The sequence below is a fragment of the Domibacillus iocasae genome (genome assembly GCF_001750285.1).
Classification (GTDB): Bacteria; Bacillota; Bacilli; order Bacillales; family Domibacillaceae; genus Domibacillus; species Domibacillus iocasae.
Genome location: NZ_MAMP01000022.1, coordinates 151,248 through 172,848 on the forward strand (window position 1 = coordinate 151,248; position 21,601 = coordinate 172,848).

Below are 21,601 nucleotides of genomic sequence, written 5' to 3' on the forward strand. Positions count from 1 at the left end.
GACGAACGTTCATATTTATTAATAGATTGTTGGAGGGAATTTTTTATGTCAGCAAAGTGGGAAAAATTAGAAGGTAACCAAGGCGTATTGACAGTTGAGGTTGACGCTGAAACGGTTAATCAAGGTCTTAACACAGCATTCCAAAAAGTTGTAAAAACAATTAACGTACCAGGCTTCCGTAAAGGGAAAATGCCTCGCCCGTTGTTTGAACAGCGTTTCGGCGTAGAAGCACTTTATCAGGATGCAATCGATGCTATCTTGCCGGAAGCATACGAAAATGCAATCGACGAAACTGGTATTGAGCCGGTTGACCGTCCTGAAATTGATGTTGAGCAATTTGAAAAAGGCAAGCCGTTCATTTTCACAGCGAAAGTAACGGTAAAGCCTGAAGTAACACTTGGGGAATACAAAGGTCTTGAAGTGGAAAAAGACAGCACAGATGTAACAGATGAAGACGTTGAAAATGAAATAAAAGATCTTCAAAAGCGTCACGCTGAGCTCGTTGTCAAAGAAGAGGGCGCGGTTGAAAACGACGATACAGTTGTTATTGATTTTGAAGGATTCGTTAACGGCGAACCGTTCGAAGGCGGCCAAGCTGAAAACTATTCGATTGTGATCGGTTCAGGCACATTCATTCCTGGCTTTGAAGAGCAGCTGATCGGTATGAAAACAGGCGAAGAAAAAGATGTTGAAGTGACATTCCCTGAAGAATATCATGCAGAAGAGCTTGCAGGCCAGCCGGCAACATTCAAAGTGAAACTTCATGAAATTAAAGCACAGGAACTTCCTGAGTTAAACGATGAATTTGCACAAGAAACAGACGAAGAAGTAGAAACACTTGATGCATTGAAAACAAAAGTGCGGGAGCGTCTTGCTGAGCAAAAGAAAAGCGCTTCTGAACAAAAACTTCGTGACGACCTAGTTGAAAAAGCGGTAGCAAACGCTCAAACTGACGTACCGGAAGCGATGATCGATTCTGAAATCGACCGCATGCTTCAAGAGTTCACGCAAAACCTTTCTATGCAGGGAATGAATCTTGACTTGTATTACCAATTCTCTGGTCAGTCAGAAGCAGATCTTCGTGGACAAATGAAGGAAAACGCTGAAACGCGTGTGCGCACAAGCTTAACACTTGAAGCAATTGCGGAAGCGGAAAACCTTGAGCCGGCGGATGAAGATGTAGATGCTGAAGTAAACAAAATGTCTGAGCAATTTGGCCTGTCAAAAGAAGATATTCAAAAAGCGCTTGGCAGCCTTGAGGGCATGAAAGCAGACTTGAAAATTCGTAAAGCAGTCGAATTTCTTGTGGAAAACAGCAAGACTGGTGCATAATAAATAAAGAACACACTGACAGGGCGCGACGTGATCGTGCCTTGTTTTCTACCTATAAAGTGAATCTGTCGTCGTTAAGGGATATGTGCCCCGCTGATGATTAGATGAACGAATCAGGCATTTAGGGGGCAGTCTAGATATTCCGTGTACCTTTTTGTGTTCCTCAAAATCTTAAAGCGGGAGTTTTACTGCCCTTTAACGCGGGGTAAACAGGTGTAAAACGCTTTTTCGTTTTTGTTTTGCGGCAAGTGTGCTACAATGCGATACATAACTTAGTTACGGCGCAGTTAAAAGGCGGACTGCTGAATGGCTCCGGCTGCACCAACATAGCATAAGGGGTGAACCAGATGTTTAAGTTCAATGAAGAAAAAGGACAGTTGAAATGTTCATTTTGCGGAAAATCGCAGGACCAGGTGAGGAAACTCGTTGCGGGACCAGGCGTTTATATTTGCGACGAATGTATTGAACTGTGCACAGAAATTGTGGAAGAAGAGCTTGGTACAGAAGAAGAAGTGGAATTTAAAGATGTACCGAAGCCGACAGAAATCCGTGAAATTTTAGGTGAATATGTTATCGGCCAGGAGCGTGCGAAAAAATCGCTTGCTGTTGCTGTTTACAATCACTATAAACGCATCAATTCCAATAGCAAAATTGACGATGTGGAACTCGCAAAATCAAATATTTGCTTGATCGGTCCGACAGGAAGCGGAAAAACACTCCTTGCTCAGACACTCGCGCGTATTCTAAACGTACCATTTGCGATTGCGGATGCAACGTCATTAACCGAAGCGGGATATGTTGGGGAGGATGTTGAAAACATCTTGCTGAAATTAATCCAGGCAGCAGATTATGACGTAGAAAAAGCGGAAAAAGGCATTATTTATATTGATGAAATTGATAAAGTGGCCCGTAAGTCGGAAAACCCGTCTATTACACGTGATGTATCCGGTGAAGGGGTTCAGCAGGCATTGCTGAAAATCTTGGAAGGAACGGTTGCGAGTGTTCCGCCACAAGGCGGCCGGAAGCATCCGCATCAGGAGTTTATCCAAATCGACACAACAAACATCCTATTTATTTGTGGCGGAGCGTTTGATGGCGTTGAACAAATTATTAAGCGCCGGCTCGGTCAAAAAGTGATCGGCTTTGGATCAGATCAAAAGAAAGAACAAACAGAGGAAAAGTCTTATCTTTCTCAGCTTGTACCAGAAGATTTGCTTCGTTTTGGCTTGATTCCAGAATTTATCGGACGTCTGCCAGTCATTGCAAGCCTTGAACAGCTTGATGAAGAAGCATTGATTGAAATTTTAACAAAACCGAAAAACGCGCTTGTCAAGCAGTTCCAAAAAATGCTTGAACTCGACGATGTCGATCTTGAATTTGAGGATGCCGCTTTGAGCGAAATTTCGAAAAAAGCAATTGAACGTAAAACGGGTGCACGTGGTCTTCGTTCCATTATTGAAAGCATCATGCTGGATGTAATGTATGAATTGCCGACGCGTAAAGATATTAAAACATGTGTGATCACAAAAGAAACAGTAACTGATCTTGCACCACCGCGTCTTCTTGACGAAAATGGGAATGACGTTGGTTCTGCTGATAAAACATCTGCATAAGTGCCGATTGATTTTACGAAGGGACAGTGCCTCTACAGGTGCTGTCCCTTCTTTTCAATCGACAGCATCTGTGCGTTTGCGTTAAGATAGGAAAAAAGAAAGAGAATCGCCCGGTGTTTGGCCGGGGTGGTTTTTTGCTGGAGGGAGATTTGTCATGAAGGCAGATACAATTTATACAGTGCCACTTTTGCCGCTGCGGGGAATGCATGTATATCCCACGATGGTGCTGCATTTGGATGTAGGCCGGGACCGGTCAATTGAAGCGCTCGAAAAATCGATGATAAATGATCAACTCGTTTTTTTATCCGCTCAAAAAGATCCGGATTTGGATGATCCGACTGGTGAAGATGTATATGAGGTCGGTACATTAACGAAAGTTAAACAAATGCTCAAGCTTCCAAACGGAACAATTCGTGTGCTTGTGGAAGGGTTAGATCGGGCAAAACTGATTTCTATTGTGGATCAGGAAGCCTTTTACGAAGCAGTCGTCGAGGTGCATAAAGAAGATCCATCAAAAGATTCGGAAACAGAAGCGCTTATGCGTATGCTGTTAAAGCAATTTGAACAATATGTGAAGTTGTCGAAAAAAGGCTCGTCTGATACGCTCAGTTCTGTCGCGGATATTGAGGAACCTGGCCGGCTTGCAGATATTGTCACATCACATATGTCTCTTAAAGTAAAAGAAAAGCAGGACATTTTAGCGACATTTTCCGTTAAAAAACGACTTGAACGGCTGATTTCACTTCTTCATAGTGAACGGGAAGTGCTTAATTTAGAGAAAAAAATCGGTCAGCGCGTGAAAACGTCAATGGAAAAAACACAAAAAGAGTATTATTTGCGCGAGCAGATGAAAGCCATTCAGCAGGAACTCGGGGATAAAGAAGGAAAAACGGCTGAAGTAGAAGAGCTGACGACCCGCATCATGGCAGCAAATATGCCGGAACATGTAGAAAAAACAGCGATGAAAGAATTAGATCGTTACGAGAAAATTCCACAAAGTGCTGCTGAAAGTGCCGTTATTCGTAACTACCTCGAATGGCTGGTTACGCTTCCGTGGTCTAATGCAACAGAGGACGATCTGGATGTAATAAAAGCGGAAGGAGTCTTAAACCGGGATCACTATGGATTGGAAAAAGTAAAAGAACGTGTACTTGAATTTTTGGCTGTCCGTCAGCTGACCCAATCGCTGCGTGGTCCAATTCTGTGTCTGGGGGGACCTCCTGGAGTAGGGAAAACAAGCCTTGTCCGCTCGATTGCAGAGTCACTGGGCCGAAACTTTGTCCGCGTTTCACTCGGAGGTGTCCGGGACGAATCGGAAATACGCGGCCATCGCCGTACGTACGTTGGCGCGATGCCGGGGCGGATCATTCAAGGGATGAAAAAAGCGGGAACAGTCAATCCTGTCTTTTTACTCGATGAAATTGATAAAATGTCGAATGATTTCCGGGGAGATCCATCTTCTGCGCTGCTTGAAGTGCTCGATCCGGAACAAAACCATACCTTCAGCGACCATTACATTGAAGAAACATATGATTTATCAAACGTGATGTTTATCGCAACAGCCAATGATTTAAGTGCCATTCCTGGTCCATTGCGCGATCGGATGGAAATCATCTCGATTGCCGGTTATACGGAAGTCGAGAAAATTCATATCGCAAAAGATCATCTGTTTCCGAAACAAGTAAAAGAAAATGGCCTTTCAGGCAATCAAATTCGTTTGAAGGAAGAAGCCATTCGCGATATTGTTCGTTACTACACACGCGAAGCAGGTGTCCGGAGCTTAGAGCGTCAAATGGCCGCTATTTGCCGCAAAGCCGCGAAAAAGATCGTTTCAAATGAGAAAAAGCGCATAACAGTAACAGAGAAAAATTTGCAGGAATACCTTGGCAAGCGCATTTTCCGGTATGGACAGGCGGATACAGAAGATCAGATCGGCGTTGCAAATGGTCTTGCGTACACAACGGTCGGCGGCGATACACTGCAAATCGAAGTATCTCTCTCGCCAGGAAAAGGGAAATTGATCTTAACCGGGAAATTGGGAGATGTGATGAAAGAATCCGCTCAAGCCGCATTTAGCTACGTCCGCTCAAAAGCAAATGAACTGGGTATTGAAGCTGAGTTTCATGAGCATCATGACATTCATATCCACGTTCCAGAAGGCGCCGTTCCGAAAGATGGCCCATCTGCCGGTATTACGATGGCGGTCGCTCTTATTTCCGCATTGACTGGACGTCCGGTGCGCCGTGACGTCGGAATGACCGGTGAAATTACGTTGCGCGGCCGGGTGCTGCCTATCGGCGGCGTAAAAGAGAAATCTCTCGGTGCGCACCGTGCTGGACTAAAAACGATTATTTTGCCAAAAGATAACGAAAAAGATATCGATGATGTTCCAGCAAGCATCCGTGAAGGACTGACATTTTTGCCGGTTTCCACAATGGATGAAGTGCTGGATATCGCGATCGGAGGAAGCAATTCATGAAAGTAAATAATGTGGAACTGGTCATCAGTGCCGCGAAGCCGCACCAATACCCAACAGACGGACTGCCGGAATTCGCGCTCGCCGGCCGTTCGAATGTCGGAAAGTCATCATTCATCAACCGAATGATTGGCCGCAAAAGTTTGGCCCGCATTTCATCAAAGCCCGGCAAAACACAGACGCTGAACTTTTATAAAATTGAAGAGACGTTATTTTTCGTTGACGTACCGGGCTACGGCTATGCAAAAGTGGCCAAAACAGAACGTGCCGCATGGGGCCGGATGATCGATATGTACATGACAGACCGGGAACCTCTCTCAGCCTGCATTCATATTGTCGATTTGCGCCATGCGCCATCTGCTGATGATGTGGCGATGTATGAATTTTTAAAGCACCATAATATTCCAGCTATTGTCATTGCAACAAAAGCGGACAAAATTCCAAAAGGCAAATGGCAAAAGCATTTGAAAGTTGTTAAGGAAACGCTGGATTTTGATCCGCTCGATGATATTATCGTTTTTTCATCCGAAACCGGCCTTGGAAAAGACGAAGTTTGGAAAGCGGTAAAGAAGCGGATGTATGAGGAAACAGAATATAAAGCAGAACTGCGAAAAGAACAACAAAATGAAGATGCAGAATGAGAAAAAGCGGTCTCCAGCAACATTGGAGACCGCTTTTTTATGTTTTTTTTCGGGAGTATCCGCCGTTTTTTTGAACGAATAGTAAATATCCGCCTGCAGCAATCAAAATGAGCGGCCAAAACTGCCAGACTGAACCGATTGGGCCAAGCCACTGTTTTACTGTTTCATAAAAAAGCGTGACGGCAGCCAGCAGCAAAAATAAAATGCCGTTTAAAAGGCCGCTGCCTGTTTTTTGGTGCTGAACTAAAAAACCGACCGCAATGATTAAAATAAAAACGCCCGTATCATGTGCCCACCAGCCTAGGTAATCAACAACATAAAAATGGAGACCAAATCCAGAAAGAACAACGCCGGATAAAATGCCGTTTCCGTCGCTTTTAAATCCTTGTGCAAGAAAAGCCAAGCCGGTAATGAGTAAAAGAGCCGGCCAGCCAAGATAAGGCTTTACCCATGTAAACGCGGATTGCTGAAGAAAAAAATACAGGCCGAATCCGATTAACAGGATGCCTGGGAAAATACGTTGTCCATTCATTTTGTCACGCCCCACTTTCCAGTTCAATTCTATTGCAAAAATGATTTTTATATAAGGCCTACAGGATGTGGGTCACAAATGCGTTGCAGCAGGACGTTGCGGTTAATCTTAGCCTTTGCTTATGGCCTGCTTGCCAATTCATTTCATTGTAAAAATGATTTCTATATGATAATATTTATAAATAAGCAGTTCGAATATCATGAATGACAAGTTATGAATGCTTTTTTATTTTTGATATTCAAAAGCGATTGTCTTTTATGTTAGCATATGTTCACAAATTTTGAATAATAAAAACGTCACATTATGTTATAATGGGACTCACAATGATTCGTTTTTCGGGGGTGCAAGCTACGTGCATATCATCACGGTGGGATTAAATTACAAAACAGCCCCGGTAGAAATCCGCGAGCGCCTTTCTTTTCAGGAAGATACGCTTGCCGCAGCCATGACCGAGCTCCAAAAACAGAAAAGTGTGCTCGAAAATGTTATCGTATCGACATGCAACCGCACAGAAATTTATGCGGTGGTCGATCAGCTGCATACCGGCCGTTATTATATTAAAGAATTTTTATCTAAATGGTTTCATATTCCACAGGCGGAGTTTACACCATTTTTGTTCATTTATGAGCAAGAAGCAGCGGTAGAACATCTTTTTCGTGTGTCCGCCGGATTAAACTCTATGGTGCTTGGCGAAACGCAAATTCTTGGACAGGTTCGTCAAAGCTTTCTGTTGTCCCAGGAAATGGGTGCAGCTGGCACCGTTTTCAACCACTTGTTCAAGCAGGCGGTTACATTAGCAAAACGTGCGCATGCAGAAACAGATATTGGTGCTAACGCAGTATCCGTCAGCTATGCGGCAGTTGAACTTGCCAAGAAAATTTTTGGACGTCTTAACGGCCGTCACGTACTCGTTTTAGGTGCCGGTAAAATGGGCGAACTGGCGATTAAAAACTTGCACGGAAGCGGTGCAACAAAAGTGACGGTCATGAACCGGACGTTTGAAAAAGCGGAAGCGCTGGCCGGCCGGTTTGACGGTGAGGCAAAAACGATGGAAGAACTGCAAAGCGCGCTCGTTGACGCAGATATTTTAATTAGCTCGACCGGTTCAAAAGAGTATGTTGTGACAAAAGAATTAATGGCAGGTGTGCAGAAATTACGCAAAGGGCGGCCGCTTTTTATGGTTGATATTGCCGTGCCGCGCGATATCGCACCGGACATTGCAAATCTTGACAGCATCTTTTTATATGATATTGACGACTTGGAAGGCATTGTCCAGGCGAATTTGGCTGAACGCGAAAAAGCCGCCCAAAAAATTGGTCTCATGATTGAAGGAGAAATTGTCGCCTTTAACGAATGGATTAATTTGCTTGGTGTTGTTCCGGTTATTTCTGCACTGCGCCAAAAAGCGCTTTCGATTCAAGCAGAAACAATGGAAAGCCTTGATCGGAAGCTGCCGAATTTATCGGAACGTGACCGGAAAGTGTTGAGCAAGCATACGAAAAGTATTGTCAATCAGATGCTCAAAGACCCGATTTTGCAGGCGAAAGAACTTGCCGGCGACAAGCGGGCGGCGGAAAAGCTTGAGCTCTTTATGCACATTTTCAATATTGAAGCAGACGTTAATGAATTGAAGCGTGCGCAGGGAGAAGAAGAACGCGTTCAAACGGTTCAGGCAAAGCCTTTACTCCAGTTTTAAGTGAGGTTACGCGATGTTGGAGCAGGGAATGACTCGCCTTCATGAACTAATGATTATTTTATACGCAGTAAGCGTACTGCTCTATTTTCTTGATTTTGTTCAAAAAAATCAGCGGGCGAATCGAATCGCCTTCTGGATTTTAACGATTGTCTGGAGCCTTCAAACTATTTTTTTAAGTCTGTATATGTATAATACAGGCCGATTTCCGGTCTTGACTCTTTTTGAAGGCCTTTATTTTTATGCATGGGTGCTGATCACGTTTTCGCTTGTGCTGAACAAACTGCTTCGAATGGATTTCACGGTCTTTTTTACAAATGTGATCGGGTTTATGATCATGACAATTCATACATTTGCGCCAGTACAAGTGGAATCGCAAGCTGCGGCGGAAAAGCTCGTATCAGAACTATTGCTTTTGCATATTACGATTGCCATTTTGTCTTACGGCGCGTTTTCGCTGTCGTTTATTTTTTCGGCGCTTTACTTGCTACAATACAGGCTCCTAAAAACGAAAAAGTGGAACGAGCGGCTTTGGCGGCTGGGGGATCTTGGAAAGCTTGAGAAGCTGTCGGTCATTTTAAATGCGATGGGTGTACCGCTTCTCCTGCTCAGCCTTATTCTCGGACTTGTCTGGAAAACGATTAAATTACCGGACGTCAGCTTGTTTGATTTGAAAATTATTACGTCTTTTGTTTTACTGTTTGTATATAGTGCTTTTTTATATGTGAAAGTACGAAAAGGTGTATCGGGAAAAACACTTGCATATATAAATGCTGCAGCATTTCTCATCATCTTAATGAACTTTTTCCTCGGAAGCCGGCTGTCCACATTCCATTTCTGGTATTCGTGACACCGGCTTTCGAGCGGTTATGGAGGAAATCATTTTGCGGAAAATTATTGTTGGGTCAAGAAGAAGCCGTTTGGCGCTGACACAGACTAATCAGGTCATCGACCAGTTAAAAGCGCTGTCACCAGGAACAGAATTTGAAGTGAAAGAAATCGTTACAAAAGGCGACCGTATTTTAGATGTCACATTATCAAAAGTCGGGGGTAAAGGCTTGTTTGTCAAAGAAATTGAACAAGCGATGTTTGACGGTGAGATTGATATGGCGGTTCACAGCATGAAAGACATGCCGGCTGTCTTACCGGAAGGACTTGTTATCGGGGCGGTGCCAGAGCGGGAAGACCATCGCGATGCGTTTATTTCAAATAGACATGTAAAGTTTCATGATTTGCCGGCAGGTTCTATTATTGGAACAAGCAGCCTGCGCCGCGGCGCTCAGCTGTTAGCGGCAAGACCAGACCTTGAAATTAAATGGATTCGCGGCAATATTGATACACGGCTGGCGAAGCTTGAAAATGAAGAATATGATGCGATTATTTTAGCAGCGGCAGGCCTTGCACGCATGGGGTGGTCATCAGACATTATCACCGAATTTCTGGATGATGAGTTGTCAGTATCCGCTGTTGGGCAAGGGGCATTGGCGATTGAGTGCCGCGCGGACGATACAGAATTGCTGGCTCTCCTTGATCAATTCACGTGTAAAAACACAAAACAGACGGTTACAGCGGAGCGTGCTTTTTTAAGCGCGGTTGATGGGGGCTGCCAAGTGCCGGTCGCAGGCTTCGCGACTTTCACAGGTGAAGAGATTTCTTTAACAGCACTCGTTGCTTCGCCGGACGGGAAAACGATTTTAAAAGAAACCGTTTCAGGAGCCGATGCCGAGCAGGTCGGGCTGGAAGCAGCACAATTGCTTAAAGAACGCGGCGCTGTGGAACTGATCGAAGCGGCGAGAGCGGCCTCCGAGTGAAGCCGCTGGCTGGTAAACGAATCGTTGTGACGCGTCCAGCGGGACAGGCAGCGCCGTTTATTGGTAAAATAGAAAAAGCGGGCGGCACAGCATACGCAGTGCCGCTTCTCGCATTCAGGCCAGCTGAGGATAAAATGGATGAAGCCGTCTTAAGCAGTCTGCATACATATGATTGGATTATTTTAACGAGTAAAAACGGTGTGGATTTTTTTATGAAAAAAGTAGGAGACCGTGTGAATGAAGTCAAGGCAAAATGGGCTGCGATTGGTGCCAAAACGGCGGAAGTGATGGAATCTTATGGGCTGTCTGTTTCCTACATGCCAAAGCATTTTTCAGCAGATTATGTAGTGGATGAAATGAATAAAGGTCTTTTTTTGCCGGAAAAAGTATTAATTCCAAAAGGAAATTTAGCCAGAAGTGTCATTGCGGATACTATTCGGCAGTTGGGTAAGCAGGCGGATGACTGGATCGTATATGAAACGTATTTTCCGAAAGAAGAACAAGAGAATTTGTTAAAGCTGATCCGAACGGGGAAAATGGATATGTATACGTTCACGAGCCCTTCCGCGGTTCGGCATTTTATACAAGTTTTAAAAGAAGTGGAAGAGCCGCTGCCGAAAGCCCATTATGCGGTTATTGGACCCGTGACAGAAAAAGAAGCGAAATGCTGCGGCATGCCGATTTCAGTTAGTCCTGCTGATTTTACAGTTGATGCGCTTGTGAAAGAAATATGCGAATTTTATAAGGAGTGATCATGATGGATTTGAATTTTGACAGACACCGCCGTTTGCGGCAAACAGCTAGCATGCGCGCACTGGTGCGGGAAACACAGCTTGGAGTGAATGATTTTATTTATCCGCTTTTTGTGGCGGAAGGAGAAAGAATCCGCAATGAAGTCCCATCAATGCCCGGCGTGTTCCAGCTGTCGATTGACCAGTTAAAAGAAGAGCTGGATGAAGTGGTCGGCCTCGGCATTAAATCAGTCATTTTATTCGGGCTGCCCGATGTCAAAGACGCGGTTGGGACTGGTGCGTATCATAACCACGGCATCGTCCAGGTGGCGACACGCTACATAAAAGGCCAGTATCCGGATCTTGTCGTGATTGCCGATACATGTTTATGTGAATATACGGATCATGGCCATTGCGGTGTTATTGAGGGGAACCGCGTTTTAAATGACCCATCGCTTGATTTACTTGCGAAAACAGCGGTCAGCCAGGCGGAAGCGGGTGCGGACATTATTGCTCCATCAAATATGATGGATGGCTTTGTGGCGGCAATCCGGAAAGGGCTGGACGACGCAGGTTATACAGAGGTGCCGATCATGTCCTATGCAGTCAAATACTCGTCTGCTTATTATGGTCCGTTCCGTGATGCGGCAGATTCCACACCTCAGTTTGGAGACCGGAAAACATACCAGATGGATCCGGCCAATCGCCGTGAAGCGCTGCGTGAAGCCCGTGCAGATAGTGATCAGGGGGCTGACTTTTTAATCGTCAAGCCGGCATTGTCTTATTTGGATATTGTCCGGGATGTGCGCAATGAATTTGACGCGCCGGTCGTCGCCTACAACGTAAGCGGCGAATATGCAATGGTAAAAGCGGCCGCATTAAACGGCTGGGTCGATGAAAAAGCGATCGTGCTTGAAACGTTAACAGGCATGAAGCGTGCCGGGGCGGACTTAATTATGACGTATCACGCAAAAGATGCGGCACGCTGGCTGAACGAACAATAAGAGGGGGCAATGTCATGCGTTCATTCGAAAAATCAAAGGCAGCTTTCAAAGAAGCCGTCCAAATGATGCCGGGCGGCGTAAACAGCCCGGTCCGTGCTTTTAAATCGGTGAATATGGATCCGATTTTTATGGAGCGGGGCAAAGGGTCAAAAATATACGATATTGATGGCAATGAATACATCGACTATGTGTTATCCTGGGGGCCGCTTATTTTGGGTCATTCCAACGAACAGGTCGTCGAAGCATTGAAAAAAAGCGCTGAAACGGGCACGAGCTTTGGGGCTTCCACACTTTTAGAAAATGAAATGGCCAAGCTTGTAATTGAGCGGGTTCCGTCAATTGAAGTCGTCCGGATGGTATCAAGCGGAACAGAAGCGACAATGAGCGCACTTCGTCTCGCCCGCGGGTATACAAGCCGTAACAAAATCTTGAAATTTGAAGGATGTTACCACGGCCATGGCGATTCGCTTCTCATTAAAGCAGGTTCTGGTGTGGCGACGCTTGGTTTGCCCGATAGCCCCGGTGTGCCGGAAAGCGTCGCGAAAAATACGATTACCGTTCCATATAATGACTTAGAAAGCGTTCGTTATGCATTTGAACAGTTTGGCGATGATATTGCGTGCGTAATTGTGGAGCCGGTTGCCGGTAATATGGGAGTGGTCCCTCCACAGCCAGGCTTTTTGGAAGGGTTGCGTGAAGTGACCGAACAAAATGGTTCACTGCTTATTTTTGATGAAGTCATGACTGGCTTCCGCGTCGGCTACAATTGTGCACAGGGCCACTTCGGTGTCACACCGGATTTGACGTGTCTCGGCAAAGTGATCGGCGGAGGGCTGCCTGTTGGCGCGTATGGTGGCAAAGCAGACATCATGAACAACATTGCTCCTGCTGGAACGATTTATCAAGCGGGCACGTTGTCCGGAAACCCAATGGCAATGACTGCAGGTCTCGAAACACTGCGCCAATTAACCCCAGCTTCTTATGAAGAATTCACACGTAAAGCGGATCTCCTTGAGAAAGGTTTTACGGATGCAGCTGACAAGCATGGGATTCCGATTACATTTAATCGTGCAGGTTCGATGATCGGCTTTTTCTTCCATGAAGGTCCGGTCCGAAATTATGATGAGGCAAAAAATTCTGATCTTGCTTTGTTTGCAGACTATTTCCGTGAAATGGCGCTTGAAGGTGTCTTTTTGCCGCCATCTCAGTTTGAAGGCTTATTTCTTTCAACGGCCCATACCGATGAAGATATAAGCAAAACGGTTAAAGCCGCCGCAAAAGCATTCAGCCGTTTAAAAAAATAATCTGCTGATGTCTTGGTGTCAGTCCCCTGTTGTGTTAAAACGCCAGGAGACTGACACCTTTTTTCATGTTTCTTCAGTTTTGCGCATACACTAGCGCGAAAGGGAGGGGTGTGTATGGAAGAGTTATTTTTTGTTTCCATTCAAGAGGATGTTGTGTTTCCGGAAGGAGAAGAAGTGGATGAACTGCTGTCTATTTCACTTGATCCGCATATAACCATTAAGGATTCTGTTATACAGGGATCGATTGAGGTAACAGGCGAGTATCTGGTAAACAGTATGTCCGGAATTGAAGAAGATTCGGTCCGTCAATTTTTCCGCCACATTCCGGTGCAGGGAGTACTGCCGCCAGATCAGCAGGCCACGGCGGAAGAGGAGATTCAAATTCATACGTTTGATTACAAAATAGAAAAGCCGGACCGTCTCACACTGGAGGCGGAATTGGCTATTGTTGTATCAGCTATTGCAACTGAGTATAAAGAAATGGCTGTAATGGCTGCAGCCGAGGAAATCGATAATGAAGAAACAGAAGAAATGATCGACGCTGAAATAGAGGAAAACAGCAGTGAAACAGAAGAAGAGATCATCAATGAAGAAACAGAAGAAGCCGCTGTTCAAGTTCAAAAACGAATGGAAGATGATTCTTCCATTTTCAGCTGGCTTGAAGAGCGGCCGGTCCAGCAGGCAAAGTGGCGGTTTCAGGTTTCATCCGGCAATGTAGAGCTTATAGCCACTCAAGATGAAGAGCAGCCGCAAGAAGAATAAGAAGAGATAAAAGAATAACATCAAACGTCGTCGGCAAAAAAATCGTGCGCAGCCCTTGAAAGCAGCAAAGAGGAATAATAATCCGGCAGCACATAAAACGGCAATGCCGGAGCCATGGCGGCCACCTGTCGTAATGGCGCATCATGAGAAACACATCCTTTTTTAATATCATATGAATTGCGCGAAAAACATGTGCGCGAGGTTGACGCACAGAAGCGTTTTCGGCTAAGATAATGGTATTGAAAAGAAACGTGTGGACCGAGAAAAGGTGGTACCGCAAGAAGCCTCTTCGTCCTTTTCAGGCGGTGGGGCTTTTTTTATTTTAGTGTAGTAGATGTCCGGCCATCGGCCCGAGGGCTCACAGGATGAGTCGCAAAGGCGCTGCGGCGTGACGCCGCGATTTAGCCTTTGTTCTAAGACAGATCGTCTTATGCTTGTCGCCAAAAGGCGGGCACCTCGCGCTTTTTTATATCAAGGAGGAAAAACAATGTCACAACAAGAACTAACAATGCCGACAAAGTACGATCCGCAGTCAATTGAGCAGGGCCGATATGACTGGTGGACAGCCGGCAAATTTTTTGAAGCGAAAAATGACAAATCAAAAACACCATATACAATCGTAATCCCGCCCCCAAACGTGACGGGTAAGCTGCACTTGGGACATGCATGGGATACGACATTGCAGGATATTTTAACGCGTATGAAACGCATGCAGGGCCTAGACGTACTATGGCTTCCCGGTATGGACCATGCCGGTATTGCCACACAGGCGAAAGTAGAGCAGAAGTTAAAAGAAGAAGGAACGACACGCTACGACCTGGGCCGTGAAAAATTTCTGGAAGAGTCATGGAAATGGAAAGAAGAATATGCCGGTCATATTCGCGCGCAGTGGGCAAAGCTTGGCCTTGGTCTTGACTATAGCCGCGAACGTTTTACGCTGGATGAAGGGCTGTCAAAAGCCGTCCGTGAAGTGTTCGTAAAACTTTATGAAAAAGAGCTGATTTACCGTGGCGAGTACATCATTAACTGGGATCCGTCCACAAAAACGGCTCTTTCTGATATCGAAGTCATTTATAAAGATGTGCAAGGTGCGTTTTATCATATGAAATATCCGCTCCAAGATGGATCCGGATTTATTGAAGTTGCAACGACCCGCCCGGAAACGATGCTTGGTGATACAGCGGTAGCGGTTCATCCGGAAGACGATCGCTACAAGCATTTGATTGGGAAAAATGTTGTACTTCCAATTGTGGGCCGTATCATTCCCATCATTGCCGATGACTATGTAGATCCTGAATTCGGAAGCGGTGTGGTGAAAATTACACCTGCTCATGATCCGAACGATTTTGAAGTTGGAAACCGTCACGACCTGCCGCGTATTTTAGTTATGAACGAAGATGGCACAATGAACGCGGAGGCTGGTACATATAACGGAATGGATCGTTTTGACTGCCGCAAGCAAATTGTTAACGACCTTCAGGAATTGGGCGTCTTGTTTAAAATTGAAGACCATCTTCATTCTGTTGGTCACTCAGAGCGCAGCGGCGCTATTGTAGAACCGTATCTGTCAACGCAGTGGTTTGTTAAAATGGAGCCGCTGGCAAAAGAAGCAGTAGAGCTTCAAAAAACAGAGAACAAAGTCAACTTCGTGCCGGACCGTTTTGAAAAAACGTATTTGCACTGGATGGATAACATTCGTGACTGGTGCATCTCCCGCCAGCTTTGGTGGGGACACCGGATTCCAGCCTGGTACCATAAAGAAACAGGCGAAGTGTATGTGGGCCATGAAGCACCAGCCGATGCGGAAAATTGGGAGCAGGACAACGATGTGCTTGATACGTGGTTCTCATCTGCCCTATGGCCGTTTTCCACAATGGGCTGGCCGGATGCGGATTCTGCTGAATTCAAGCGCTATTACCCAACTGCAGCGCTCGTTACGGGCTACGATATCATTTTCTTCTGGGTGTCCCGTATGATTTTCCAAGGCCTTGAATTTACTGGTGAACGCCCGTTTAATGATGTCTTAATTCACGGGCTCGTCCGTGATGCGGAAGGCCGCAAAATGTCCAAATCACTCGGCAACGGTGTGGACCCGATGGAAGTCATTGATCAGTATGGCGCTGATTCACTCCGCTATTTCCTTGCAACAGGCAGTTCGCCGGGGCAGGATTTGCGCTATACGACTGAAAAGGTCGAAGCAACGTGGAACTTTGCCAATAAGATTTGGAACGCGTCTCGATTTGCCCTTATGAATATGGACGGCATGACGTATGCTCAAATTGATTTGACCGGCAAAAAATCAGTAGCGGACGAGTGGATTTTAACACGTCTGAACGAAACAATCGACAGTGTGACCAGCCTGTCTGCAAAATATGAATTCGGTGAAGTCGGCCGGACGCTGTATAACTTTATCTGGGATGATTTCTGTGACTGGTACATCGAAATGGCGAAACTGCCATTATACGGTGAAGACGAGCAGGCGAAGCAGATGACCCGCTCTGTTTTAGCCTACGTTCTTGATAACACGATGCGCCTTTTGCATCCGTTTATGCCATTCATTACCGAAGAAATTTGGCAAAACTTGCCGCATGAAGGTGAAACGATTGTGGAAGCGTCCTGGCCAAAAGCAGATCCATCCCTCATGAACAAAGAAGCGGCATCTAATATGAAGCTGCTCGTTGACATCATCCGGGCAGTCCGCAACATTCGAGCGGAAGTAAATACACCGATGAGCAAAAAAGTACCGCTCGTCTTAAAAGCAAAAGACGAATCGGTGCTGGCGGTATTAACAGAAAACCGTTACTATATCGAACGATTCTGCAACCCGGACGAGCTTGTGATCGAGACAAATCCGGCAGCACCGGAAAAAGCGATGACGGCTGTTGTAACAGGAGCGGAGCTGTTTATGCCGCTCGCCGGACTTCTTAATATTGAGGAAGAAATTGCCCGTTTGGAGAAAGAAAAAGCGAAATGGCAGTCTGAAGTAGACCGCGTTTTGAAAAAACTGGCGAATGAGCGGTTTATGTCTAAAGCGCCGCAAAAAGTTGTCGAGGAAGAACGTGCAAAAGAAACAGATTACCGTGAAAAGCTGGCAGCGGTAGAAGCCCGCATCGAAGATTTGAAGAACTAACGAGAAAAGACGAACCGCTACCTAAGCGGGTTCGTCTTTTTCGTACATAAGGAGAAAAAGAATGAACAACTATGAAGAAGCACTCGAGTGGATACACGGACGCCTTCGCACGGGCATTAAGCCGGGGCTTGCGCGGATGGACTATATGATGGAACGGCTCAATCACCCGGAGCGTCGGTTAAAAGCGGTCCATATCGGTGGAACAAATGGAAAAGGCTCTACAACAGCGATGCTCAGATCGATCTTAACAGAAGCAGGATTTGAAACCGGCACGTTTACATCGCCCTATATTGAGCAGTTTAATGAGCGGATCAGTGTGAATGGCGCGCCCATTTCGGACGAAGAAATCACCCTTCTCGCCGGAAAAATCAAAACGATCGCGGATGAAATGGAAGATATGGAAATCGGCGGTCCCAGTGAATTTGAAATTATTACCGCGATGGCTTTTTATTATTTTGCATTTGTCCATCCGGTCGATATTGTCTTATTTGAAGTCGGTCTTGGCGGCCGTTTAGATTCAACCAATATCGTTCATCCGGTGCTGTCGATTATTACAACAATCGGTATGGACCATCTTCAGTTTCTCGGTGATACCATCGAAGAGATCGCCAGCGAAAAAGCTGGGATTATTAAAAATGGTATACCAGTTATAACAGCTGTCGAGCAGCCGGAAGCACTTGCAGTTATTGCGAAAAAAGCAAAAGAAAGCCGGGCGGCTCTTTACCAATATGGGCGCGATTTTACCGGTGTATGGACGGGTTCGACACAAAAAGGCGAGCAATTTGATTTTACATCTGCCTATAGTGCCCGTCCGTCGCTCCAAACGGGTCTTGCAGGGCTTCATCAAGTGCAAAATGCGTCAATAGCCGTCATGGCGGCCGACTTTTTGCGGATGTATTATTCATTTTTAATCGAAGAAGACGATATAAAGAACGGGCTTAAAAAAGCAACATGGCCCGGAAGATTCGAGACATTATCTGAATCTCCGCTCATCATTGCCGACGGCGCCCATAACGAAGAAGGCGTGGCTGCACTTGTTAAGACGATCGGCCAGCGCTTTCCTGATAAGCGCATTACCGTGTTGTTTGCGGCGATGAAAGACAAACCGCTTGACGGGATGATTGAACAATTAAAGCAGGTAGCGGACCACTTGTTTTTAACATCATTCGATTTCCCTCGTGCTGCGCGTACAGAAGACTATCGAAAGTTTGAAGATTATACAGTTCAAATTACCGAAAACTATCAATTTATGATTCAATCATATTGCGGTAAAGCAACCGACCAGGATGTATTAATTATTACTGGATCGCTTTATTTTATATCGACGATCAAAATCAATAGAAAAGTAATGTGCTAAAATAAACAAAAAGGGGAAGGTCATGTGTGAAAAGCTGGTGAAAGATCAACAGGGACTTACTTTTATCGAAATTTTGCTTTCTCTTGTTATTTTATCCATTGTACTCATGTTTTTTTCCACGATGTTTATCCAGTCAAATCGAACCAATTCGAACACTGGACAATTGCTTGACGCAACATATGTGGCGCAGGAATGCATGGAACGAGCTATTCAAAAAACAAATGCTTCAGCTGTTTCGTGTACAAATCACCCAAACTATATCGTTGAAATTATTACAACAACGCGTGATGAGGGCGGGCGCTTTATTAAAGTAGTTGTTTACGAACGAGAAGGAACGAATACAAAAGGACAGCTTGAAGCAACACTGCAAACAATTGCTCCGTGAAGGTTGGTGAATGAGAGTGGAGAGAAAAAGTGAGCAAGGCATTACATTAATAGAAGTGCTGGCCGCGCTGGCGATTCTCTCAACGATCCTGATTGTGATCACGAGCGTTCAGCTGTACGGGCAAAGGCAATTTGTGCAGCAACAGGAAGAAATCACAGTTCAGTCAGATGTTCGGACTGTGTTAAAAATGATGACTGTTCAAATTCGGTCCGCCGATCAAGATTCGGTTAAAGTCGAAAGCAGCCAATTGATTGCAGGCGACAGTATTTTTTCCTATGATGCGTCCTCCAAGGAGCTGCTGCTGAATGGAACAGTCTTAGCTGAAAACATTGACGCATTCTCCGTTACAGAGACTGCTGAAAGGGAGATTAATATTAAAATTAAGGGGATCGGCCAGGAAGAGCAATCCACTGTACTATATAACCAATGATCAAAAAGGAGGCGAAGGAATGAACAAGCATCTAAAGAATGAAAATGGCATGGCATTGATTACCGTGTTGCTCGTGTTGACGATTTTCACTGTTCTGGGCATGGGCATTCTTTCTCTTTCCTTAAACAATTTCACCACAGGACGGTATGAAGTGGAAGATGAGGCCGTGTATTATATTGCAGAAGCCGGCATTAATGCGGCGATTCTTGATATACGAAAACGCGAGCAATCTGTTTTATCGGCGCCGCTAGAAGAAGATGAAACAGAGTACCAAAGAGTTATTGACATGATGACCCAGTTGGCCGAGGAGTATAAAGGTCAGCTGTTTATGACGCTGTCTTCTGACAAGGGCATATTTGACAATGACTACGGAGAAACGGAAGCTGCTGTTCTCATTAAAACGTCGGATGAAAGCAATGCCTTTGAAATTATTTCAACAGGAACCATTGAAAATGGTCGACGTACGGTGGAAAGAACACTAAGTAATAAGATTACGATTATGCCTTTAGGAGATTCGTCTGGCGGTGGGTCTGACGGTGGATCCGGAAGTGATGGAGGAAGTGGAGGCAGCGGTGGAGATGGAAGTACAAGCGCTCCCCCAGTTATCCCCGGCAGCTCTGCTGTTTTTACAAAATCCTCTATTCTATTAGAGCAAGGGGCGAAAATTAATGGAAATGTCGGCATCAACGATAGTAACGGCAGTATTGTGCTAAAAGGTGGTGCATCCATTGACGGTACGGTATTCGTTCCGGCTTCATTCGATCAAGACTCTGCTGAATTACCCGGAAATAAGATTCCCCCGATGGTTGAGTATGATGGAGAAGTCAGCTTTTTAGAGCCTTCTTTCCCCCTAATTCCGTCTGTTCCGCAGGCATCCAATATGACTGCTTCAAATGGAAGCCATTCGTATAAGGTCGTGCAGGATGGTATATTTAGGTCGGATAACTGGATTTCAAACAATTATAAATTAAACATGACAAGCGATTTATCCTTTAAAGAAATAAGCTTAGATCAAAACAATCAGGTTACCATTGATGTTGGTAATGAAGACCGCGTGATCGTCGTGAAAGACATGAACTTGCTAAATGGTCATATTTCCATTGCAGGAAGCGGGAGCTTAACGATGTATGTGACAGGAAAGATTAATATGGGGAACTCATCTAGTTCAATAGGAAGCAAAAGCAACTCAGACAAATTGATGATTTACTTGCAAGGTTCAAGCATGCCGAAAACGGTCGAGATGAAAGGGGGGCAAGATATATACGGCTCTCTTATAGCAGAAAATGCGAATTTAAAGTTTGGCAATGGCTCAGGCTTTCAAGGAAATATTTACACAGGCGGCAAAAGTGTTGTATTAAATGGCGGGTCCAAAACTGAATCATCGGTTATTTATGCGCCCAATGCAGATGTGCGTTTAGAAAACGGTGCAAAAGTGAAAGGCGCTATTATCGCGAACTCTTATTTTGGCGATGGAGGATCTATGGTGGAGTTCGGTGTGTATAATTTTGATTGGCTCAGCTTCCCGGGTGGAGAAGTTGAGCCAGAGCCGGAAGATCCAGAAGAGCCGGGTGATCCAGTCGACCATGGCTCTAAATACATTATAGAAGATAAGACGAAAGAAATTAGTTCACCGGGAGGAGGATGATGAATGAGCAGCGTTATTTTATTTTTTATTTCATTTTTGCTTGTCAGCATTCTCATGCCCCTGTTCCCCCTTGATTTGTCAAGAAAGGGGAACATTGCTCTAGCCGCTTCTGCTGCTTTTTTAGGCGCATTTCTTTTATTCACCGAACCGCTGTTTTCGTTTTGGCAGTCAGCTCTCATTTATCTTTTACTTGCGAGTGTGGTGTCTTATGTAGTGGGTATTTATGGCTTTCCGAAATGGACTGTTGAAGGCGCTTATTTAAAAAACAAGGATCAAAACGCAGAGCCGTTTGCTGAAGAAGCAGACTTAACAGAGAAAGATGAACAGGTTATATCAGAACCGGCAGTCGAACAAAACCCAATCAATGAAGAGATTCTTGTGGTTGATGAACAGGTGTATCAGCCGGTAGAGAAATCAATTCAGCCTAAACTGGATCTGGACGAATGGGAACCGGAATCTGTGAGGCCGGTTGAGGATGAGCCGCTTGAGGTAATGGAGAAAGAGTCGCAAAAAGATCATCTTTTTGATGAGGATGAGTACATAACGGCTTTATACAGCGACGAAGAAGAATGGAATGACTCCATGCCGGAAGATAAAATAGCTGAAAACGGACAAAGTGATTATTTGGCAGAGTTGTTACGTGAAATGGAAGAAGCGGAAACACAGCAGAAAGATGAAATGGATGAACTTCCGTTACTAGATTTAGAGAATTCTAAAAAACGCACGGATATAGAGTAAGCATCAGTCCGGGAATG

At 45.1% G+C, this 21,601-nt stretch carries 19 protein-coding genes; 17 read left to right on the forward strand and 2 right to left on the reverse strand.

All coding sequences use genetic code 11. The annotated features are described in order from the left end of the window. Positions 1–45: 45 nt before the first annotated feature. From tig to yihA, 4 genes are all read left to right on the forward strand, one after another. Positions 46–1,332, forward strand: coding sequence for a trigger factor (gene tig / locus BA724_RS11515; protein ID WP_069938814.1), 1,287 nt, complete (start codon positions 46–48; stop codon positions 1,330–1,332). Positions 1,333–1,679: 347 nt separating this feature from the next. After that, positions 1,680–2,945, forward strand: coding sequence for an ATP-dependent protease ATP-binding subunit ClpX (gene clpX / locus BA724_RS11520; RefSeq protein WP_069938815.1), 1,266 nt, complete (start codon positions 1,680–1,682; stop codon positions 2,943–2,945). A 154-nt stretch (positions 2,946–3,099) separates the two neighbouring features. Continuing rightward, the gene (gene lon, locus BA724_RS11525; RefSeq protein ID WP_069938816.1) at positions 3,100–5,424 is read left to right on the forward strand and encodes an endopeptidase La; all 2,325 of its coding nucleotides are present in this window, start codon (positions 3,100–3,102) and stop codon (positions 5,422–5,424) included. Next, a complete protein-coding gene (yihA, locus tag BA724_RS11530; RefSeq protein ID WP_069938817.1) occupies positions 5,421–6,062 on the forward strand; it encodes a ribosome biogenesis GTP-binding protein YihA/YsxC in 642 nt (213 codons plus the stop codon). The genes lon and yihA overlap by 4 nt, the downstream gene beginning before the upstream one ends. A gap of 37 nt (positions 6,063–6,099) precedes the next feature. On the opposite strand, the gene BA724_RS11535 is transcribed toward yihA, so the two are convergent. Continuing rightward, complete coding sequence (locus tag BA724_RS11535; protein WP_069938818.1) at positions 6,100–6,594, reverse strand: hypothetical protein; 495 nt, start codon at positions 6,592–6,594, stop codon at positions 6,100–6,102. A 352-nt stretch (positions 6,595–6,946) separates the two neighbouring features. Here BA724_RS11535 and hemA point away from each other — a divergent pair, with 352 nt between their 5' ends. The 7 genes from hemA to BA724_RS11570 all read left to right on the forward strand — a co-directional run bounded on the left by hemA (position 6,947) and on the right by BA724_RS11570 (position 13,899). Beyond that, positions 6,947–8,290 (forward strand): glutamyl-tRNA reductase, encoded by a 1,344-nt coding sequence (gene hemA / locus BA724_RS11540; RefSeq protein WP_069938819.1) that lies wholly within the window; start codon positions 6,947–6,949, stop codon positions 8,288–8,290. A gap of 13 nt (positions 8,291–8,303) precedes the next feature. Further along, positions 8,304–9,137: a cytochrome C assembly family protein gene (locus BA724_RS11545; protein WP_069938820.1), complete on the forward strand. Its 834-nt coding sequence runs from the start codon at positions 8,304–8,306 to the stop codon at positions 9,135–9,137. 34 nt (positions 9,138–9,171) lie between these two features. Continuing rightward, entirely contained in the window at positions 9,172–10,098 is a 927-nt protein-coding gene (hemC, locus tag BA724_RS11550; protein WP_069938821.1) for a hydroxymethylbilane synthase, read from the forward strand. Beyond that, the gene (locus BA724_RS11555; RefSeq protein WP_069938822.1) at positions 10,095–10,850 is read left to right on the forward strand and encodes a uroporphyrinogen-III synthase; all 756 of its coding nucleotides are present in this window, start codon (positions 10,095–10,097) and stop codon (positions 10,848–10,850) included. The genes hemC and BA724_RS11555 overlap by 4 nt, the downstream gene beginning before the upstream one ends. Before the next feature lie 2 nt (positions 10,851–10,852). Next, entirely contained in the window at positions 10,853–11,833 is a 981-nt protein-coding gene (hemB, locus tag BA724_RS11560) for a porphobilinogen synthase (RefSeq protein ID WP_069938823.1), read from the forward strand. A gap of 14 nt (positions 11,834–11,847) precedes the next feature. Continuing rightward, positions 11,848–13,137, forward strand: a complete 1,290-nt coding sequence (hemL, locus tag BA724_RS11565; protein ID WP_069938824.1) for a glutamate-1-semialdehyde 2,1-aminomutase — start codon at positions 11,848–11,850, stop codon at positions 13,135–13,137. Between the two features lie 114 nt (positions 13,138–13,251). Beyond that, positions 13,252–13,899: a hypothetical protein gene (locus tag BA724_RS11570; protein ID WP_069938825.1), complete on the forward strand. Its 648-nt coding sequence runs from the start codon at positions 13,252–13,254 to the stop codon at positions 13,897–13,899. Here the strand turns inward: BA724_RS11570 and BA724_RS18035 are convergent. Then, a complete protein-coding gene (locus tag BA724_RS18035; RefSeq protein WP_169818543.1) occupies positions 13,859–14,044 on the reverse strand; it encodes a hypothetical protein in 186 nt (61 codons plus the stop codon). The two genes, BA724_RS11570 and BA724_RS18035, sit on opposite strands and share 41 nt — an antisense overlap. Positions 14,045–14,386: 342 nt before the next feature. Here BA724_RS18035 and BA724_RS11575 point away from each other — a divergent pair, with 342 nt between their 5' ends. From BA724_RS11575 to BA724_RS11600, 6 genes are all read left to right on the forward strand, one after another. Then, complete coding sequence (locus tag BA724_RS11575; protein WP_069938826.1) at positions 14,387–17,029, forward strand: valine--tRNA ligase; 2,643 nt, start codon at positions 14,387–14,389, stop codon at positions 17,027–17,029. 61 nt (positions 17,030–17,090) lie between these two features. Further along, complete coding sequence (locus BA724_RS11580; RefSeq protein ID WP_069938827.1) at positions 17,091–18,386, forward strand: bifunctional folylpolyglutamate synthase/dihydrofolate synthase; 1,296 nt, start codon at positions 17,091–17,093, stop codon at positions 18,384–18,386. A gap of 22 nt (positions 18,387–18,408) precedes the next feature. Continuing rightward, positions 18,409–18,771: a type IV pilus modification PilV family protein gene (locus tag BA724_RS11585; RefSeq protein WP_069938828.1), complete on the forward strand. Its 363-nt coding sequence runs from the start codon at positions 18,409–18,411 to the stop codon at positions 18,769–18,771. Positions 18,772–18,781: 10 nt separating this feature from the next. Continuing rightward, positions 18,782–19,201, forward strand: a complete 420-nt coding sequence (locus tag BA724_RS11590) for a PulJ/GspJ family protein (protein ID WP_069938829.1) — start codon at positions 18,782–18,784, stop codon at positions 19,199–19,201. A gap of 19 nt (positions 19,202–19,220) precedes the next feature. Then, positions 19,221–20,846 (forward strand): pilus assembly PilX N-terminal domain-containing protein, encoded by a 1,626-nt coding sequence (locus BA724_RS11595; protein WP_069938830.1) that lies wholly within the window; start codon positions 19,221–19,223, stop codon positions 20,844–20,846. A 3-nt stretch (positions 20,847–20,849) separates the two neighbouring features. Then, positions 20,850–21,584, forward strand: coding sequence for a DUF4118 domain-containing protein (locus BA724_RS11600; protein ID WP_069938831.1), 735 nt, complete (start codon positions 20,850–20,852; stop codon positions 21,582–21,584). Positions 21,585–21,601 lie beyond the last annotated feature (17 nt).

Coding starts and splice junctions, on each gene's coding strand:
- hemB (WP_069938823.1), top strand. CDS start 10,853: ATGATGGATTTGAATTTTGACAGACACCGCCGTTTGCGGCAAACAGCT.
- BA724_RS11590 (WP_069938829.1), top strand. CDS start 18,782: ATGAGAGTGGAGAGAAAAAGTGAGCAAGGCATTACATTAATAGAAGTG.
- BA724_RS11585 (WP_069938828.1), top strand. CDS start 18,409: ATGTGTGAAAAGCTGGTGAAAGATCAACAGGGACTTACTTTTATCGAA.
- clpX (WP_069938815.1), top strand. CDS start 1,680: ATGTTTAAGTTCAATGAAGAAAAAGGACAGTTGAAATGTTCATTTTGC.
- BA724_RS11535 (WP_069938818.1), bottom strand. CDS start 6,594: ATGAATGGACAACGTATTTTCCCAGGCATCCTGTTAATCGGATTCGGC.
- yihA (WP_069938817.1), top strand. CDS start 5,421: ATGAAAGTAAATAATGTGGAACTGGTCATCAGTGCCGCGAAGCCGCAC.
- BA724_RS11600 (WP_069938831.1), top strand. CDS start 20,850: ATGAGCAGCGTTATTTTATTTTTTATTTCATTTTTGCTTGTCAGCATT.
- BA724_RS11545 (WP_069938820.1), top strand. CDS start 8,304: ATGTTGGAGCAGGGAATGACTCGCCTTCATGAACTAATGATTATTTTA.
- lon (WP_069938816.1), top strand. CDS start 3,100: ATGAAGGCAGATACAATTTATACAGTGCCACTTTTGCCGCTGCGGGGA.
- BA724_RS11580 (WP_069938827.1), top strand. CDS start 17,091: ATGAACAACTATGAAGAAGCACTCGAGTGGATACACGGACGCCTTCGC.
- BA724_RS11570 (WP_069938825.1), top strand. CDS start 13,252: ATGGAAGAGTTATTTTTTGTTTCCATTCAAGAGGATGTTGTGTTTCCG.
- BA724_RS18035 (WP_169818543.1), bottom strand. CDS start 14,044: ATGATGCGCCATTACGACAGGTGGCCGCCATGGCTCCGGCATTGCCGT.
- hemL (WP_069938824.1), top strand. CDS start 11,848: ATGCGTTCATTCGAAAAATCAAAGGCAGCTTTCAAAGAAGCCGTCCAA.
- BA724_RS11575 (WP_069938826.1), top strand. CDS start 14,387: ATGTCACAACAAGAACTAACAATGCCGACAAAGTACGATCCGCAGTCA.
- BA724_RS11595 (WP_069938830.1), top strand. CDS start 19,221: ATGAACAAGCATCTAAAGAATGAAAATGGCATGGCATTGATTACCGTG.
- tig (WP_069938814.1), top strand. CDS start 46: ATGTCAGCAAAGTGGGAAAAATTAGAAGGTAACCAAGGCGTATTGACA.